Raw genomic sequence first — 16159 nt, 5'->3', positions numbered from 1 at the left:
CCCACGCGGAAAACTCGAGTTTTCCGCCCCCCGCCGCGGTGCTACACCCGTGCCCATGAGCGACGACGCCCTCCTGCCCGAGCCAGACCGCCTCGACGGCGCGCCCCACCCGCGCGAGACCGCCCGGCTGTTCGGGCAGGCCGACGCCGAGGCCGCGTTCCTGTCGGCCTACACCTCCGGCCGCCTGCCCCACGGCTGGCTCCTCACCGGCCCCGCGGGCACCGGCAAGGCCAGCTTCGCGTGGCGCGCCGCCCGCTTCCTGCTGGCCACGCCCCGCGACGAGGGCGACGGCCTCTTCGGCGCCCCGCCCCCGCCCGCCAGCCTCGACATCGACCCAGCCCACCCGGTCGCGGCGCGCCTGCGCGCCCTGTCCGAGCCGGGCCTCTGCCTGATCCGCCGCGGCCCGCGCCCCGACGGCAAGGCCCTGTCCGACGTCATCCGCGTCGACGAGGTGCGCCGGCTGAAGGGCTTCTTCGCCCTGTCGGCCGGCGGCAACGGGCGGCGGGTCGTGATCGTCGACAACGCCGACGAGATGAACCCCTCGGCCGCCAACGCGCTTCTGAAGGAGCTGGAGGAACCGCCGAAGGACGCCGTCCTGTTCCTGATCTCGCACCGGCCCTCGGGCCTCCTGCCCACGATCCGCTCGCGCTGCCGCACCCTGCGGTTCCAGCCGCTCGGGGCCGACGACCTGCAGGCCGCGCTGGCGCAGGCGGGGCTGGCCGCGCCCGACAACGCCGCGGGGCTGGCGGAACTTGCCGGCGGCTCGGTCGGCGAGGCGGTGCGGCTGATTTCCCACGACGGGCTCGGGCTTTACGCCGAGCTCCTCACGCTGTTGCAGGGGCTGCCGCGGCTCGACCGGCCGCTGGCGCTGAAGCTGGCCGAGGCGACGGTGGGCAAGACCGGCGAGGCGCGCTTCGACCTGACCCTGTCGCTGCTCGACACCGCGCTTGCCCGCCTCGCCCGCACCGGCGCGACCGGGGCGGCGCCGCCCGACATCCTGCCCGGCGAGGGCCGGACGCTCGCCCGCCTTGCCCCCGATCCGCGCGCCGCGCGGGCCTGGGCGCAGCTGGCCGCGACCCTGACGGCGCGGGCCCGGCGGGGCAAGGCGGTCAACCTTGACCCTGCCGCGCTCACGTTCGATATGTTCCTCGACCTCGACCGGACCGCCGCAGAGCTTGCCGCGGCCTGACCCCGCGAAAGCCTAGCCATGCCCGAGACCACGCCCGAGATCGTCGACAGCCATTGCCATCTCGACTTCGACGCGCTGAAGGACGAGCTGCCCGAGGTGGTCGCGCGCGCCCGCGCGGCGGGCGTCACCCGCATGGTCACAATCTGCACCCGGCTGCGCAACGCCGACAGCGTGCGCGGCATCGCCGAGGCCCACGCGCCCGTGTTCTGGGCCGCCGGCACCCACCCGATGAGCGCGGCCGAGGAGCCGCTGGCGAGTGTCGAGGCGCTGGAGGCGCTGGCGCGGCACCCGAAATTCGTGGGTATCGGCGAGACCGGCCTCGACTATCACTACACGGCGGACAGCAAGGCGATCCAGCAAGACAGCCTGCGCCTGCACATCGAGGCCGCACGGCGCACCGGCCTGCCCCTCATCATCCACGCCCGCGACGCCGACGAGGACATGGCCCGCATCCTCGCCGAGGAACACCGCGCCGGGGCCTACGCTTGCGTCATGCACTGCTTCAGCTCGGGGCGCGGGCTGGCCGAGGCGGCGCTCGACCTCGGCTTCTACCTGTCGATGTCCGGCATCGCCGCCTTCCCGAAATCGCAGGAGCTGCGCGACATCTTCGCCGCCGCGCCGGTCGACCGGATCCTGCTGGAGACCGACAGCCCCTACCTCGCCCCGCCGCCCCACCGGGGCAAGCGGAACGAGCCCGCCTACACCGCGCACACCGCGCGCGTCGGCGCCGAGGTCTACGGCCTGTCCTACGAGGCCTTCGCGCGCCAGACCTCGGCCAATTTCGACCGGCTGTTCTGGAAGGCCGCCGCCTGGGCCAAGGCCGCGTGAGACGATGGCCCAGCTGATCTTCACCATCCTCGGCTGCGGGTCGTCGGGCGGCGTGCCGCGCCTCGGCGGGCACTGGGGCGACTGCGACCCGGCCGAGCCGAAGAACACGCGGCGGCGCTGCTCGCTCCTGATCCGCCGGCGCGACGGGGACGCGGAAACCGCGGTCCTGATCGACGCCTCGCCCGACCTGCGCGCGCAGCTGCTGGACGCCGGGATCGGGCGGCTCGACGGGGTGGTCTTCACCCATGCCCATGCCGACCATGTCCACGGCCTCGACGACCTGCGCATGATCGTGTTCAACATGCGCCAGCGCCTGCCGGTCTGGGCCGACGGGCCGACGCAGAATGACCTGCTCAATCGCTTCGGCTATGCCTTCGTGCAGCCGCCGGGCTCGGCCTACCCGCCGATCCTCGACCTCAACGCGATCGAGGGCGACGTGACCATCGACGGCCCCGGCGGGCCGATCACCTTGACGCCCTTCGAGGTGGAACACGGCAACATCGACGCGCTGGGGTTCCGCATCGGCGATCTGGCCTATCTGCCCGACGTGTCCGACATCCCCGACGGGGTGTGGCCGGTGCTCGACAACCTCGACTGCTGGATCCTCGACGCGCTGCGCCGCACACCGCACCCGTCGCACGCGCACCTGGAAAAGTCGCTGGGCTGGATCGAGCGCGCCCGCCCGCGCCGCGCGGTGCTGACCAACATGCACATCGACCTCGACTACGCCACCGTGGCCGCCGAGACCCCCGACCACGTCCTGCCCGCCCATGACGGCATGACCCTGACCTACGAGGTCTGAACGGGTGGGCGACATCCTTGCCATCGTGCTGCCCGTCTTCCTCGTCGTGGGCGCGGGCTACCTGGCCGTCTGGCGCGGGATGTTCTCGCACGCCGCGGTCGACGGGCTGATGAGCTTCACCCAGAAATTCGCCATTCCCTGCCTGCTGTTCTCGGCCATCGCCACGCTGGACCTCGGCGCCGATTTCGACCTCGCGCTGCTGGCCAGCTACTACGCGGGCTCCACCGTCAGCTTCTTCGCCGCGATGTTCGGGGCGCGGCTGATGTTCGGGCGGCCCTGGACCGACAGCGTGGCGATCGGGTTCTGCGCGCTCTTCGCCAATTCGGTGCTGCTGGGCCTCGCCATCGGGGAACGCGCCTACGGCATCGAAAGCCTGGGGCCGAACTACGCCATCGTCGCGGTGCACGCGCCGTTCTGCTACCTGCTCGGGATCGTGGCGATGGAGATCGTCCGCGCCGAGGCCGGCGGGGCGAAGCTGGCCGTCACCGTGACCCGCGCGATCTTCAGCAACGCGCTGATGATCGGAATCGGGCTGGGCTTCGCGGTGAACCTGTCGGGGCTGCCGATCCCGGCCGTCGTCGACGAGGCGCTGGAGCTGATGATCCGCGCCGCGCTGCCGGCGGCGCTGTTCGGGCTGGGCGGCGTGCTCTGCCGCTACAAGCCCGAGGGCGACGCGGGCGTGATCGCGCTGATCTGCGGCGTCTCGCTCGTGCTGCACCCGGCCATCGCCTGGGGGCTCGGCAGCACCGTGGGCGGGCTCACGCAGGAGCAGCTGCGCGGCGCGGTGCTGACGGCGGCGATGGCGCCGGGGGTCAACACCTACATCTTCGCGGACATGTACGGCGTGGCGCGGCGCGTGGTGGCGTCGTCGATCCTGATCGGCACGGCGCTGACGATCCTGACCGCCTCGGCCTGGATCTGGGTCCTGGGCTGAGGGCGCGGGCTCAGGCGTCGCGGTCGGGCGCGGACGACAGGGCGCCGCGCTCGCCGTCGCCGATGGCGAAGGCCGCGGGCCGCGCCCCGGCCCCGGCTCCGGCCAGCCGCATCATCGCCTCGATCCGCTCCAGCCCGTCGGGGCCTGGCGGCAGCGTCTCGCAGGGCACGTTCTCGGCCAGCACGACCTCGCGGCGGGCGCACATCAGGTGCACGTAGGTCACCGTCTCGGCGGGCGGCTCGACCACCACGTCCTCGCCGTTGACGAAGCTCCGCGCCAGCCCGAACACGGCGCTGGCGTCGAACAGGAGGTCGGCGCGCAGCCCCGTCACCCGCAGCCGGTGCCCCTGGCCCAGCCGCAGCGGCCGGATGTTGTCCAGCGTCCCGGTCTCGAACCGGACCGGCGCATGGGCGCCGCGCCCCGCGACGCAACTGCTGCCGACCCAGGCCAGCCGCGCGTGGCGACCGTCGGCCGTCAGCACCGCGTCGCCGGCCGCGAGCCGCTCGACCGCGACATAGCCCATCGGCGTGGCGATGCGAACGCCGGCGACGAAACCGATGCCGAGGCCGCGGACCGGCAGGACGGTGACGCCATCGACGTCGGGGGCAAGGTCGGCGGGGCTGCTTCCCTCGAAACCGACGCGGAAGATCGGGGCAGACATGGCAGGCTATCCCTCATGGCAGCTTCAGGCTGACGGTAACGCTACGTCAATGTCCGGGGCAGGAATGCGGACCGATTGCGGCGGGATTGGGGCAGCGCGGCGGGCCTCGCTTGTCTGCACCGCCGCCATCGCGTAAGCGGGAACCCACCCGCATGGACCAGCCCCCAGCCGCCGGAGCGGACCGCCCTGCAAGACCCGTCCCCCCTCACCACGCCGCCCGCGCGCCCCGTCGCGCCCGCCGGTCGCCTGATCGGCCGGCTCTGGCGCGAGCATGTCTCGGCCTACTGGCCGCGGCTCTTGTTCGCCGCGCTGCTGATGAGCGTCGAGGGCGCGGCGCTGGGGGCCTTCGCCTACCTGATCCAGCCGCTGTTCGACGACCTGTTCTCGGCCGGCAGCATGTCGGGCGTCGGCTGGGTCGCGCTGGCGATTTCCGGGGTCTTCGTCCTGCGCGCGGTGGCGGGCTTCGGGCAGCGGCTGATCGTGGTGGCGGTGGGCCTGAAAGTGACGACCGGGCTGCAGTCGCGGCTGGTCGGCCACCTGCTGTCGCTCGACCTCGGCTATTTCCGCGACACCCCGCCCGGCGCGCTGATCGAGCGGGTGCGCGGCGACACGCTGGCGCTGCAGGGGCTGGCGTCGAACGTGGTGATGTCGCTCGGGCGCGACACGATCACCTTCGTGTCGCTGCTGACGGTGATGTTCGTCAACGACTGGCGCTGGACGCTGCTGGCGCTGATCGGCCTGCCGCTGCTGGTGCTGCCGGTGGTCGCGCTGCAGCGCTACATCCGCACCACGACGACGGCCAGCCGCGAGGCGGCGGCGCGGCTGTCGGGGCAGCTCGACGAGATGTTCCACGGCATCCAGTCGATCAAGCTGAACCGGCTGGAGCGCCACGAGACCGACCGCTTCGGCGCCGAGGTCGGCCACTTCCTGAAACAGGCGATCCGCGCCCAGCGCGGGATGGCGGCCAACCCCGCGATGATCGACATCATCGCGGCCGCGGGCTTCGTGGCAGTGCTCTACTACGGCGGCGCGCAGATCATCGCGGGCGAAAAGACGGTGGGGCAGTTCATGTCCTTCTTCACCGCACTCGCGCTGATCTTCGACCCGCTCCGGCGGCTGTCGAACATCGCGGGGCAGCTGCAGGCGGGGCTGGCGTCGCTGGAACGGCTCTACGAGGTGCTGGAGGCGCGGCCGACGATCCTGCCGCCGGCCAATCCCCGCCCCGTGGTGCCGGGCGAGATCCGCTTCGAGGACGTGGAGTTCGGCTACGAGGGCACGCCGGTGCTGCGCGGCCTCAGCTTCACCGCCGAGGCGGAGCGGACCACGGCCATCGTCGGCCCGTCCGGCGCGGGCAAGACCACGGTCTTCGGCCTGCTCACGCGGCTGGTCGATCCGGCCGGGGGGCGGATCACGCTGGCCGGCACCGAGATCGGGGCGCTCGACCTCGACGGCCTGCGCGACGCGATCGCGGTGGTGGGGCAGGAGACGGCGCTGTTCGACACGACCATAGCCGGGAACATCCGGCTGGGGCGGCTCGACGCCACGCCCGAGGAGGTCCGCGCCGCGGCCGAGGCCGCCTCGGTGCTGGAGTTCGCCGACGCCTTGCCGCTGGGCCTCGACACGCCGGTCGGCCCGCGCGGCTCGGCGCTGTCGGGCGGGCAGCGCCAGCGGGTGGCCATCGCCCGCGCGATGCTCAAGGCCGCGCCGATCCTGCTCTTGGACGAGCCGACCTCGGCGCTGGACGCGCGGTCCGAGCAGCTGGTGCAGGAGGCGCTGAAGCGGCTGAGCGCCGGGCGCACGACCCTTGTCATCGCGCACCGGCTGTCGACGATCCGCGACGCCGACCGGATCCTCGTGCTCGACAAGGGCCGGGTCATCGAGCAGGGCAGCCACGCCGAGCTGATGGCCGCGAACGGCGCCTATGCGCGGCTCGAGGCGCTGCAGTCGGCCGGCGTGCTGCCCCCGCTCTGACCTGCGTCAGACGTCCTGCACCACGGTGCGCTGCCGCCCCAGACCCTCGACCGTCAGCTCGACCACGTCGCCGCCCTTGAGGTAGCGCGGCGGCTTGAAGCCCATGCCGACGCCGGGCGGCGTGCCGGTGACGATCAGGTCGCCGGGTTCCAGCAGCACGAAGCGGCTGAGGTAGGCGACGATATGGGCGACGCCGAACACCATGGTCGCGGTCGTGCCCTTCTGCATCACCGCGCCGTTCACGGTCAGCTCCATCGCCAGCGCCTGCGGGTCGGGCACCTCGTCGCGGGTGACCAGCAGCGGGCCGACGGGGCAGAAGGACGGGTAGCCCTTGCCCTTGGACCACTGGCCGCCGCGCTCGATCTGCCATTCGCGTTCCGACACGTCGTTGGCCGCGACGTAACCGAAGACGTGATCCATCGCGTCGGCCTCGGCGATGCCCAGCGCGGGCTTGCCGATGACCACGCCCAGCTCGACCTCCCAGTCGAGTTTGCGCGCATGGGCCGGGCGCAGGATCGGGTCGGTCGGCCCGGACAGCGTGCTGCCGGGCTTGGTGAACAGGATCGGCTCGGCCGGCACGGCCATCCCCGCCTCGGCGGCGTGGTCGGAATAGTTCAGCCCGATGCACCAGATGTTGCGCGGACGCGCGATCGGGGGGCCGACGCGCTGGCTGTCGGGCGAGAGCGCCGGCAGCAGCGACAGGTCCGCCCCGGCCAGCACCTCGGCCGCCGTGGCGAGGGTCTCGGGCCCGAGATCGGGCACCAGCCGCGAGATGTCCCGCCAGGTCCCGTCCTGTGCCAGCATCGCCGGTCGCTCGGCCCCGGCCTCTCCGATCCGCATGAAACGCATGTGATGGTCTCCCCTGATTGTCCCGGGGGCGGACTATGCACAGCGGCGCGGCGCTGTCACGGGGTCAGCGCGGGCACGGGCCCGCCTGGGCGCAAGGGCCCCTGTCCGGCACTGGAGAGAGAGAATGGTGCGGTCGAGAAGACTCGAACTTCCACGGGAGTTACCCCACAGCGACCTCAACGCTGCGCGTCTACCAATTCCGCCACGACCGCACGTGTCAGGTAGTCGCGGTCGTTTAGCCGAGGCGTTGGGGCTTGTGAAGAGGGGGCGGGCGGATTTTTTCGGGCGCCCCCGGAACGGAAACGGGCCCCCGCGCGGGGGGCCCGTGGGCGCCGGCCGGGGGGCCGGCGTTACTGGTTGACGCGGAAGGTCGGCAGCGCCGGCTGCGCCGGGACGGGCTGCGCCGCCGGCACCGGCACCGCGACCGGCTGGGACTGCATCCGCATCGTGGCCTGCCGCAGCAGCATGGTGCGCTCGGGCTGGCCGGGCATGAAGGCGGGCTGCGCGCCCTGCTCCAGCGAGGTCAGCGCGGCGTTGTACCAGGCCATCGCCAGGTCGGGGCGCTCGGCGGTGCCGAAGCCCTCGCGCAGGTGGTGGCCCATCAGCTCGCCGTAGGCCGGCTCGCCCAGCGTGACAAGCATCAGGGTCGAGGCGACGGCCATGCGCATGTTGTCCTGCGCGTAGCCGACCGACAGGCAGACCCGGGCCGTGGCGGCGAGGTCGGCCAGCGGCACGCCCGCCGAAGTGGCGATGCCCGCGACCTGCGGCACCACCTCGCCCTGCCCCGAGACCGAGGCGAGCTCGACCTGCGCCGACAGCATGTCGGCGAACTGGGTGCACTGGGCGCTGATCTGCTGCGGCGTCAGGCCGACGATGCCGCGCATCAGCTCCTCGCCGCGGGCCATGGCGTAGGTGCGGGCGACGCAGAACTGCTCGGACAGGGCGAAGTCGGGGTCGGTCATGGTGGCGAGCGTCACGTAGCCGCCATTGGTCGAGGTCTGCAGCATGACCCCGTTGCAGGTGTTGGCCAGCGACACGGTGGGCGCGGCGTTGGCAAAGAGATTCGGCACCGCCGGCGTCGCCGAGGCCGAGACCGTGGGCGCGGGCAGGCCCGGCTGCGGGTTCACGATGACCGTCGTCGCGGGCGGCTGCGGGGCGACCGGCTGCGGCGCGGCGGCGGGCAGCATCCGGCCCTCGCGGCTGTCGCGGTAGGCGAACAGGAGCGGCTGGCCCGCCAGCCCGGTCTGCGCCGAGCCGCCGTTCTGCGCCCAGTAGTAGGCGTCCATCAGGTAGTCGAACTGGTAGGACGAGAACTCGCGCCCATCCACCGGATAGCCCATCGCACGCTGGTAACGCTCGATCGCGGCGCGGGTGCCGTTGCCGATCTGGCCGTCCACCGCTCCGGCGTTGAAGCCGAAGTAGTTCAGCGCCAGCTGCGTCTCGCGGCCCTGCTGGGTGGCGGGGATGCCGGGGCGCACCACGCGGGTGGTGGTGCCGGCGCCGTTGTTGCGGTTGCCCTGGGTCGCCAGCGCGTGGCCGATGACGCCCCCGATCAGGGCACCGCCGAGGAATTCGGCGGCGTCGGCCTCGGCGCGCTCGGCGGGGGTCAGGGCCAGGGCGGCCACGAGGCTGGCCGAGGTCAGGAACCGTGCAAACATGTCATTTCCCTCCAGGTGGTGCTTGGCCGCAACACGCGCGGCCGATCACGATCTTGTCACAGACTACCACAGGACGGCCCCTCTCTCAGCCGGAAATCCCGGCGGATCGGGAAAACCTTACCCCGCCGCTCTGCGCCCCGGCCCGCCGCGCCGCCCGCGCCACCCCCGCAGGGCCAGCCCGGCGGCGACCGCGGCGATGGCCAGGACCCCGGCCCAGGGGTGCCCGGGAAACAGCACGGCATTCAGCGTCCGGCCGGGCAGCAGGGTCAGGATGCCGGCCAGGATCAGCGCCTGCCAGTAGAGCCCGCGCATCCAGCCGCGGTGCGCCACCACGTCGCCCGCCCGCGCCGCGGCGACCCCGCGCCACAGGCCGTGCAGCACCACGAGCGACAGCAGGTGGATCGGCCCGAAGCCGAAGGCGACCGGCAGAACCCCGGCCTGCAGCCAGAAGGCGCTGCCGGCGACCAGCGCCATGACCGCGACCCAGGCGTAGCCCGCCGCCTTGTGCCACGCGTCGCAGCGGCGGCGGTAGAGGGCGACCGGCCCGAGTCCCAGCGCCAGCAGCGCGGGCCAGAGGTGCAGGTGCAGGGCAAGGGGCATGTCGGCGAGCGGGGCAAGGGTCATCGGCGGGGTCTCTCCGGTCTCGGGGCGCGCGCCCGGCTTGCCGGGGCGGCGCAGCTTTGGCAGGCTCCTGACAGACCCCCGGGCCGCGCTGCCAGCGCGCCTGCGCAAGGAACGGACAGACGTCGTGAACCGCCCCGCCCCGCAGTCCGCGCTTCGTGAAATACGGGCGCATCTGGGCCAGCCCGCCACCCTGACGGCGCTGGCGGGGGCGACGGCGCTCCTGGTGCTGGCGGGGCCCTTCGGCACGCTCGACAGCCTCGGCGCCGCGGCGCGGGTGGGCTACTGGGGCGCGGTGGTGCTGACGACCTACGCGGCCGGCACGGCGGTGGACGTGCTGTTGCGCCCGCGCCTGTCGGGGCTGGGCCACGCCGCGCGCATCGGGGCGATCACGCTGGCCACGGCGCTGGCGGTCACGGGGGTGGTGGTCGCGCTGAACCTTGCTCTGCTCGGCCGGGCGCCCGGCACGCACGGCGCGGCGGGGGCGCTTGGCGCGATCTTCGCGGTCGCCGCGATCGCCAGCCTCCTGCTGCAGCTTGCCGGCCCCGGGGCCGAGCCGGCCGCCGTGGCGGGGCCGCCGCCGCTGCTGGACCGGCTGCCGGTCGACAGGCGGGGGGCGCTGGTCGCGCTGTCGGTCGAGGACCACTACGTCCGGGTGCGGACCACCCGTGGCGAGGCGATGCTGCTGATGCGCCTCGGCGACGCGATCCGCGAGGCCGCGCCGGTGCCGGGCCTGCGGGTCCACCGCTCGCACTGGGTGGCCACCGACGCCGTCGCCGCCGTGCGCCGCGAGGGCGACCGCGCCGTCCTGACGATGACGGTGGGGGGTGACATTCCGGCGTCGCGCGCGCATATCCCCGCGCTGAAGGCGGCGGGCCTGCTGCCGCGCTGACGAAAGGCCCCCCATGGTCGAGTGGATCACCTCGGACAGCCCCGTCGACTACCTGCAGGCCGTGGCCGAGATGGAGGCGCGCGCGGACGCCATCGCCCGCGGCGAGGCCGGCGAGGCGGTCTGGCTGCTGGAACACCCGCCGCTCTACACCGCCGGCACCTCGGCGCGGCCCGAGGACCTGAAGGACGCCGGCCGCTTCCCGGTGTTCCAGACCCGGCGGGGCGGGCAGTATACCTACCACGGACCCGGACAGCGGGTGGTCTACGTGATGCTCGACCTCAACGCCCGCGGCCGCGACGTGCGCGCCTTCGTCGCCGCGCTGGAGGCGTGGGTGATCGCCGCGCTGGCCGAGTTCAACGTCCGCGGCGAGGTGCGGCCGGGGCGCGTCGGCGTCTGGGTCGCCCGGCCCGACAAGGCCCCCCTGCCCGACGGCACCCCGCGCGAGGACAAGATCGCGGCCATCGGCGTGCGGCTGAGGAAATGGGTCAGCTTCCACGGCATCTCGGTGAACCACGACCCCGACCTGTCGCATTTCGGCGGCATCGTGCCCTGCGGCATCACCGGCCACGGGGTCACGAGCCTGGTCGACCTCGGGCTGCCGGTCACGATGGACGACCTCGACCTCGCGCTCCGGCGCCAGTTCGCCACCTTCGAGGCGCTGCTGCCCCGCGCCTCAGAACCGGCGCAGCACGGATAGGCGGACCTCGCTCCGGTCGTAGTCGCGCGTCGCCGCCGACAGGGTGATGACGGGCGGGCCGCCGGGAAAGGTCGCCGCGGGGTTGCGGGCCGACAGCCCCGCGTAACGGCGCGCCTCGGCCCGAACCGCCCAGCCCGCATCGAGGGCGAGGTCGACCGACAGCCCGACATAGTGGCCGCGCAGGTCGTCCTCGAAGGTCAGGCTGCGCACCGGCGGCGCGGTGTCGAAGCTGAAATCGGTTCGGATGGCGGCCCAGCCGGCCGTCGCCGACAGGAGCACGCGGTCGAAGGCGTAGCCGACGCGCAGACCGGCGGTGGCCATCGCCTGGTCCTCGTAGCGCATCGCCGAGCCCGAGGGGTGGGTGAAACGGCCGCTGGCCCCGGCCGTGCCCGCAGACAGCTCGGCCCCGAGGACCCAGTCGCCCAGCTGCCAGGCATGGCCCGCCGTGATCGCCACGACGCTGCCCGAAAGATCCGCGGTGCCAAAGGGCGAGGTCGCCCCGTCCGAGGTCAGGGTCGCCGATCCGGTTGCCTGCCCGACGCTCAGGCCGAGATAGGGGCCGGCCCAGTCCTGCGCCGCGACCGGCTGGGCCAGCGCCATTGCCACCGCCAGGCAGGCTCCACGCCCCGTTTTCGTCATCATTCCCGGTCCTCCGTCCTGTCCAGCCTCAGCGGGATCAATTGCAGCCCGCCATCATGTGTTCTGTAAATTGAAAGGAATCGCAATTGTTTGACATGGATCAAGCCCGGACCGGCGCGGCGGCGTGGCCGCGCGGCGGTGATGCCGGACCGGAAACAGTGTGTTTGCGGACCGGGCCATCGGGGACGTCTTGCTGCCGCGATGCCGCGCCAGAATTGCCGGACGGGGGGAAAACCGCCCCCTGCCCTGCCCATCGAGATACCGGACTCGACCTCAATGACCTGCTGACTGCCCGATCCCAGGACCGATTCGCGCCAGAGCGCGGGGGTGTGCCCCATCCCCCCCGCGCCGCCCGGGAAGGGTGATCGCGACGGAAGATCCCACCCTCGCACCGCGAGGGCGCTGCGGAAGCCTCGTCCCGGACCGAGCCGTCCGGGGCGCTGTCCGTGCCCGGGAAACGATGTGTTCGCGCTGCACTGCGGCGATTGCCCCATTCCTGCCGGGTTCCCGGCGCAGACCGGGATGCAGAACGCACCGCCCGGCGCGGTGCCCAAGCATGGATTCCCCGCGATGCGCCCGCAGTCGGACACCGACGAAGACTTCCTTCCGGGCCCCCCCGAGGGCGCCGGGTTTCAGGCCATGGTCCTCTGGTCGGCCATCGCCGGGCTGCTGGCCGTGCTGGTCGTGGGCGTGGCCGTCGTCATCGTCCAGCACCCCGGGCTGGACCAGGAGATCTGGCCCGACACGCCCCCCGCGCCGCGCGTCGTCGACTGATCCGGGCGGCCCTGCACAGTGCGGCGCGACGCACCTTGATCTGAGACAATTTTCCTCACCCCCAGGGGCGGCTGATTGACGCCTGCAACATTGCGTGACCGGAAGGACGGCTCTAGAACGGGTCCATAGGATACGCGGGTGCGCGGCTTCGGCCCTGCGCCGCCGCTGACGAGCGACTGACAGGAGTAACACATGGCAGATGCCGCCCTTCAGGGGCATGAACACGAGCGCCCGGGCTTCTTCACCCGGTGGTTCATGTCCACCAATCACAAGGACATCGGGATCCTCTACCTGTTCACGGCAGGGTTCGTGGGCCTGATCTCGGTCATCTTCACCGTCTACATGCGGATGGAGCTGATGGAACCGGGCGTGCAGTACATGTGCGCCGAGGGCGCGCGCGTCCTGTCGGCCGCGGCCGAGGGCGAGTGCACCCCCGACGGCCACCTGTGGAACGTGATGATCACGGGTCACGGCGTGCTGATGATGTTCTTCGTCGTCATCCCCGCGCTGTTCGGCGGCTTCGGCAACTACTTTATGCCGCTGATGATCGGCGCGCCGGACATGGCGTTCCCGCGGCTGAACAACCTGTCCTACTGGCTGTATGTCGCCGGCACCGCGCTCGCCTTCTGCGCCGTGTTCATCGACGGCGGCGCCGGCCCGGGCTGGACCTTCTACCCGCCGCTGTCGTGGCAGGACGCGCCGACCAGCCGCGCGGTGGACTTCGCGATCTTCGCCGTGCACGTGTCGGGCGCCAGCTCGATCCTCGGCTCGATCAACTTCATCACCACCTTCCTCAACATGCGCGCCCCGGGCATGACGCTGCACAAGGTGCCGCTGTTCGCCTGGTCGGTGTTCGTGACCGCGTGGCTCCTGCTGCTGTCGCTGCCGGTGCTGGCGGGTGCGATCACCATGCTGCTGACCGACCGCAACTTCGGCACCACGTTCTTCGACGTGGCCGGCGGCGGCGACCCGGTCCTGTTCCAGCACATCTTCTGGTTCTTCGGGCACCCCGAGGTCTACATCGTGATCCTGCCGGCCTTCGGCGTGATCAGCCACGTGATCTCGACCTTCTCGAAGAAGCCGATCTTCGGCTACCTGCCGATGGTCTACGCGCTGGTGGCGATCGGCGGCCTCGGCTTCGTCGTGTGGGCGCACCACATGTACACCGTGGGCATGACCCTGACCCAGCAGGCCTACTTCATGGTGGCCACGATGGTGATCGCGGTGCCGACCGGCATCAAGATCTTCAGCTGGATCGCCACGATGTGGCAGGGCTCGATCGAGTTCAAGACGCCCATGCTGTTCGCCATCGGCTTCATCTTCCTGTTCACGCTGGGTGGCGTGACCGGGATCATCCTGAGCCAGGCGGGCGTGGACCGCGCCTACCACGACACCTACTACGTGGTCGCGCACTTCCACTACGTGATGTCGCTGGGCGCCGTGTTCGGGATCTTCGCCGCGGTCTACTACTGGTTCGGCAAGATGTCGGGCCGGCAGTACCCCGAGATCATCGGCAAGATCCACTTCTGGATGTTCTTCCTCGGCGCCAACCTGACCTTCTTCCCGCAGCACTTCCTGGGCCGCCAGGGGATGCCGCGCCGCTACATCGACTACCCGGACGCCTTCGCGCTCTGGAACTACGTCTCGTCGATCGGCGCGTTCATCTCCTTCGCCTCGTTCCTGCTGTTCATCGGGATGGTGTTCTACGCGCTGTTCTACGGCCGCAAGGTGACCGAGCCCGCCTACTGGGGCGAGCACGCCGACACGCTGGAATGGACGCTGCCGAACCCGCCGCCGGAGCACACCTTCGAGGAGCTGCCGACGCGCGAGATGTGGGACCGCCAGCCGCATCACTGATGGCCCCATGCCGGTAACGATCGAAACTCTGAACGGGGCCCCGGACACCACCGGGGCCCTTTTCCGTGAGGGGCACGGGACGCCGCGGCTGCGCGTCCTGCTGACGCCCCACAAATCGCTGACGCCCGAGGGATTCGTCTGGTTCATCGGGCTGACGGCGGCGCTGATCTCGGTGCCGCTGTTCTCGATCCTCGGCACCGAGGTGTTCTGGGCGTTGCTGCCCTTCCTGGCCGCGGCGGTCTGGGGGGTCTGGGCCGCGCTCAAGCGCAGCTGGCGCGACCACGACATCTGGGAGGAGGTGCTGGTCTGGGACGACCTGATCCGCCTCGAACGCCACGAGGCGCGGCGCCCGCCCCGCGACTGGGAGGCCAACCCCTACTGGGTGCGCGTCGCGCTGCACGAGCGCGGCGGGCCGGTGCCGAACTACCTGACCCTGCAGGGCGGCGACCGCGAAGTGGAGCTGGGCGCCTTCCTGACCCCGCCCGAGCGGCTGGGCCTCAAGGATACGCTGGAGCGCGCGCTGCGCGGCTGACACCGGGCGCGCCGGGTTTTCGGAATCGGCGCGCCGATCCTCGGGAATCGGCGGGCGAAACGGCGCGGGCGCCCCTATGTTGCGCCCAGCACCCAACCCCAGCCCCGGAGACCCGGACCATGCTTCCCGAGATCGACCTTGCCCTGCGCGGCGGCGCGGCGGCCCTGCTCCTGCTGCTGGCGGTGCTGATGGGGCGGGCGCCGATCGGGCGCGACGCGCGGTGGTCGGTGCTGGCCGTCGCGGTCACCAAGTCGGCGTTCCTCGCCGCCTCGGCGCCGCTGCTGGCGGGCGGCCCGGCCGCGCTGATGCTGGCGGTCGGGGCGGTGGCGGGGCTGGTGCCGCTGGCGGTGACGTGGCTCCTGCTGACGATCTTCCTCGACCCGCCGACGCCGCGCGCGCCCTGGGTCGCGGCCTCGGCGGTGGTGTCGGCCCTGCTGGTGGGCAGCCTTGCGGGGCTGGTCAGCCCGACGGTCTGCGGCGCGGCGGGGGCGCTTCTGTATGCGGGGCTGCTGGGTCTCGCGCTCGACAGCGCGCGGGGCGACCTCGTCGAGGACCGCTGCCGGGCGCGGCCCGGATTCGCCATGGCCATCGCGGGTTACGGGCTGGGCATCACGGGGCTGCAGGCGCTCGGCGTGGCGACGCACGCGGCGGGGTGGTTCGCGCTTCTGACGTCAACGGGGACGCTGGCCCTGGCGCTGGCCTTCGCGGGCTGGATCCTGCGCCCGGTGGCCAACCGCTGGCCCGGGCCGAAACCCGCGGAGGCCGACACCGGCACTGCGCCCCGCGCCACGGCGGCGGAGCCGGGCGCGGAGCCCGGCGCGGGCGCCGACCCCTTCGAGGCCGCGCTGATCGCCCGGATCGAGGCGGCGATGGAGGCCGGCATCTGGCGCGAGGAGGGTCTGACCATCGGCGCGCTGGCCGCCCGGCTGAAGGTGCCCGAGCACCGGCTGAGGCGCGCCATCAACCAGGGGCTCGGCCACCGCAACTTTTCCAGCTTCATCAACCGCGCCCGCATCGCCGCGGCGCAGGCGGCGCTGTCGGACCCCGCGCAGATGGGGCGCACCGTGCTCGAGATCGCCTACGAGACCGGCTTCGCCTCGCTCGGGCCGTTCAACCGCGCCTTCCGGGCCGAGACCGGCCAGAGCCCGACCGAATACCGCCGCGCGGCGCTGGAGCGCGCGCCCGCCGATCGCCGCAATCCCGCGCCGATCCCTGCAAGCCTGCACTGATTTCCAAAGCCGGCGCGCGGGCCGCG

At 72.3% G+C, this 16159-nt stretch carries 15 protein-coding genes, 1 tRNA gene and 1 pseudogene; 11 read left to right on the top strand and 6 right to left on the bottom strand.

Annotated elements, in window-relative coordinates; genetic code table 11:
- Positions 1–55: 55 nt before the first annotated feature.
- From HCU73_RS07450 to HCU73_RS07435, 4 genes are read left to right on the top strand one after another with little or no spacing between them, the layout of a single operon-like run.
- Complete coding sequence (locus HCU73_RS07450) at positions 56–1189, top strand: DNA polymerase III subunit delta' (RefSeq protein WP_168622796.1); 1134 nt, start codon at positions 56–58, stop codon at positions 1187–1189.
- Positions 1190–1207: 18 nt separating this feature from the next.
- Positions 1208–2017: a TatD family hydrolase gene (locus HCU73_RS07445; protein WP_168622795.1), complete on the top strand. Its 810-nt coding sequence runs from the start codon at positions 1208–1210 to the stop codon at positions 2015–2017.
- Positions 2018–2021: 4 nt separating this feature from the next.
- Positions 2022–2819 (top strand): MBL fold metallo-hydrolase, encoded by a 798-nt coding sequence (locus HCU73_RS07440; RefSeq protein ID WP_168622794.1) that lies wholly within the window; start codon positions 2022–2024, stop codon positions 2817–2819.
- Between the two features lie 4 nt (positions 2820–2823).
- The gene (locus HCU73_RS07435) at positions 2824–3753 is read left to right on the top strand and encodes an AEC family transporter (RefSeq protein WP_168622793.1); all 930 of its coding nucleotides are present in this window, start codon (positions 2824–2826) and stop codon (positions 3751–3753) included.
- Between the two features lie 10 nt (positions 3754–3763).
- Here HCU73_RS07435 and HCU73_RS07430 read toward each other — a convergent pair whose 3' ends face one another.
- Entirely contained in the window at positions 3764–4414 is a 651-nt protein-coding gene (locus HCU73_RS07430; protein WP_168622792.1) for a Hint domain-containing protein, read from the bottom strand.
- A 297-nt stretch (positions 4415–4711) separates the two neighbouring features.
- Between HCU73_RS07430 and HCU73_RS07425 the strand changes: the two genes are divergently transcribed.
- Positions 4712–6385, top strand: coding sequence for an ABC transporter ATP-binding protein (locus HCU73_RS07425; RefSeq protein WP_275403011.1), 1674 nt, complete (start codon positions 4712–4714; stop codon positions 6383–6385).
- 6 nt (positions 6386–6391) lie between these two features.
- Here the strand turns inward: HCU73_RS07425 and HCU73_RS07420 are convergent, their stop codons facing one another.
- The 4 genes from HCU73_RS07420 to HCU73_RS07405 all read right to left on the bottom strand — a co-directional run bounded on the left by HCU73_RS07420 (position 6392) and on the right by HCU73_RS07405 (position 9516).
- The gene (locus HCU73_RS07420) at positions 6392–7234 is read right to left on the bottom strand and encodes a fumarylacetoacetate hydrolase family protein (RefSeq protein ID WP_168622790.1); all 843 of its coding nucleotides are present in this window, start codon (positions 7232–7234) and stop codon (positions 6392–6394) included.
- A 125-nt stretch (positions 7235–7359) separates the two neighbouring features.
- Positions 7360–7446 (bottom strand) — tRNA-Leu (locus HCU73_RS07415).
- 138 nt (positions 7447–7584) lie between these two features.
- Positions 7585–8892, bottom strand: coding sequence for a peptidoglycan-binding domain-containing protein (locus HCU73_RS07410; RefSeq protein ID WP_168622789.1), 1308 nt, complete (start codon positions 8890–8892; stop codon positions 7585–7587).
- A 117-nt stretch (positions 8893–9009) separates the two neighbouring features.
- Positions 9010–9516, bottom strand: a complete 507-nt coding sequence (locus tag HCU73_RS07405) for a DUF2306 domain-containing protein (protein ID WP_168622788.1) — start codon at positions 9514–9516, stop codon at positions 9010–9012.
- A 124-nt stretch (positions 9517–9640) separates the two neighbouring features.
- Here HCU73_RS07405 and HCU73_RS18820 point away from each other — a divergent pair, with 124 nt between their 5' ends.
- Positions 9641–10405 (top strand): LytTR family transcriptional regulator DNA-binding domain-containing protein, encoded by a 765-nt coding sequence (locus tag HCU73_RS18820; RefSeq protein WP_168622787.1) that lies wholly within the window; start codon positions 9641–9643, stop codon positions 10403–10405.
- Between the two features lie 10 nt (positions 10406–10415).
- A pseudogene (gene lipB, locus HCU73_RS07395) lies at positions 10416–11102 on the top strand (lipoyl(octanoyl) transferase LipB); the annotation flags it as partial.
- Here the strand turns inward: lipB and HCU73_RS07390 are convergent.
- Positions 11079–11744, bottom strand: a complete 666-nt coding sequence (locus HCU73_RS07390; protein ID WP_168622785.1) for an outer membrane protein — start codon at positions 11742–11744, stop codon at positions 11079–11081. The pseudogene lipB and the gene HCU73_RS07390 overlap by 24 nt on opposite strands.
- 519 nt (positions 11745–12263) lie before the next feature.
- Here HCU73_RS07390 and HCU73_RS07385 point away from each other — a divergent pair.
- The 4 genes from HCU73_RS07385 to HCU73_RS07370 all read left to right on the top strand — a co-directional run bounded on the left by HCU73_RS07385 (position 12264) and on the right by HCU73_RS07370 (position 16133).
- Positions 12264–12515, top strand: a complete 252-nt coding sequence (locus tag HCU73_RS07385; protein ID WP_168622784.1) for a hypothetical protein — start codon at positions 12264–12266, stop codon at positions 12513–12515.
- A gap of 192 nt (positions 12516–12707) precedes the next feature.
- Positions 12708–14372, top strand: coding sequence for a cytochrome c oxidase subunit I (gene ctaD / locus HCU73_RS07380; protein WP_168622783.1), 1665 nt, complete (start codon positions 12708–12710; stop codon positions 14370–14372).
- Positions 14373–14379: 7 nt separating this feature from the next.
- On the top strand, positions 14380–14904 hold the full coding sequence (locus HCU73_RS07375) for a DUF2244 domain-containing protein (RefSeq protein ID WP_168622782.1): 525 nt from the start codon (positions 14380–14382) through the stop codon (positions 14902–14904).
- A gap of 119 nt (positions 14905–15023) precedes the next feature.
- Positions 15024–16133 (top strand): AraC family transcriptional regulator, encoded by a 1110-nt coding sequence (locus HCU73_RS07370; RefSeq protein WP_168622781.1) that lies wholly within the window; start codon positions 15024–15026, stop codon positions 16131–16133.
- Positions 16134–16159: the final 26 nt, after the last annotated feature.

This window comes from Roseicyclus persicicus, assembly GCF_012395815.1.
GTDB lineage: Bacteria > Pseudomonadota > Alphaproteobacteria > Rhodobacterales > Rhodobacteraceae > Roseicyclus > Roseicyclus persicicus.
This window is presented reverse-complemented; position numbering and strand designations above follow the sequence as displayed.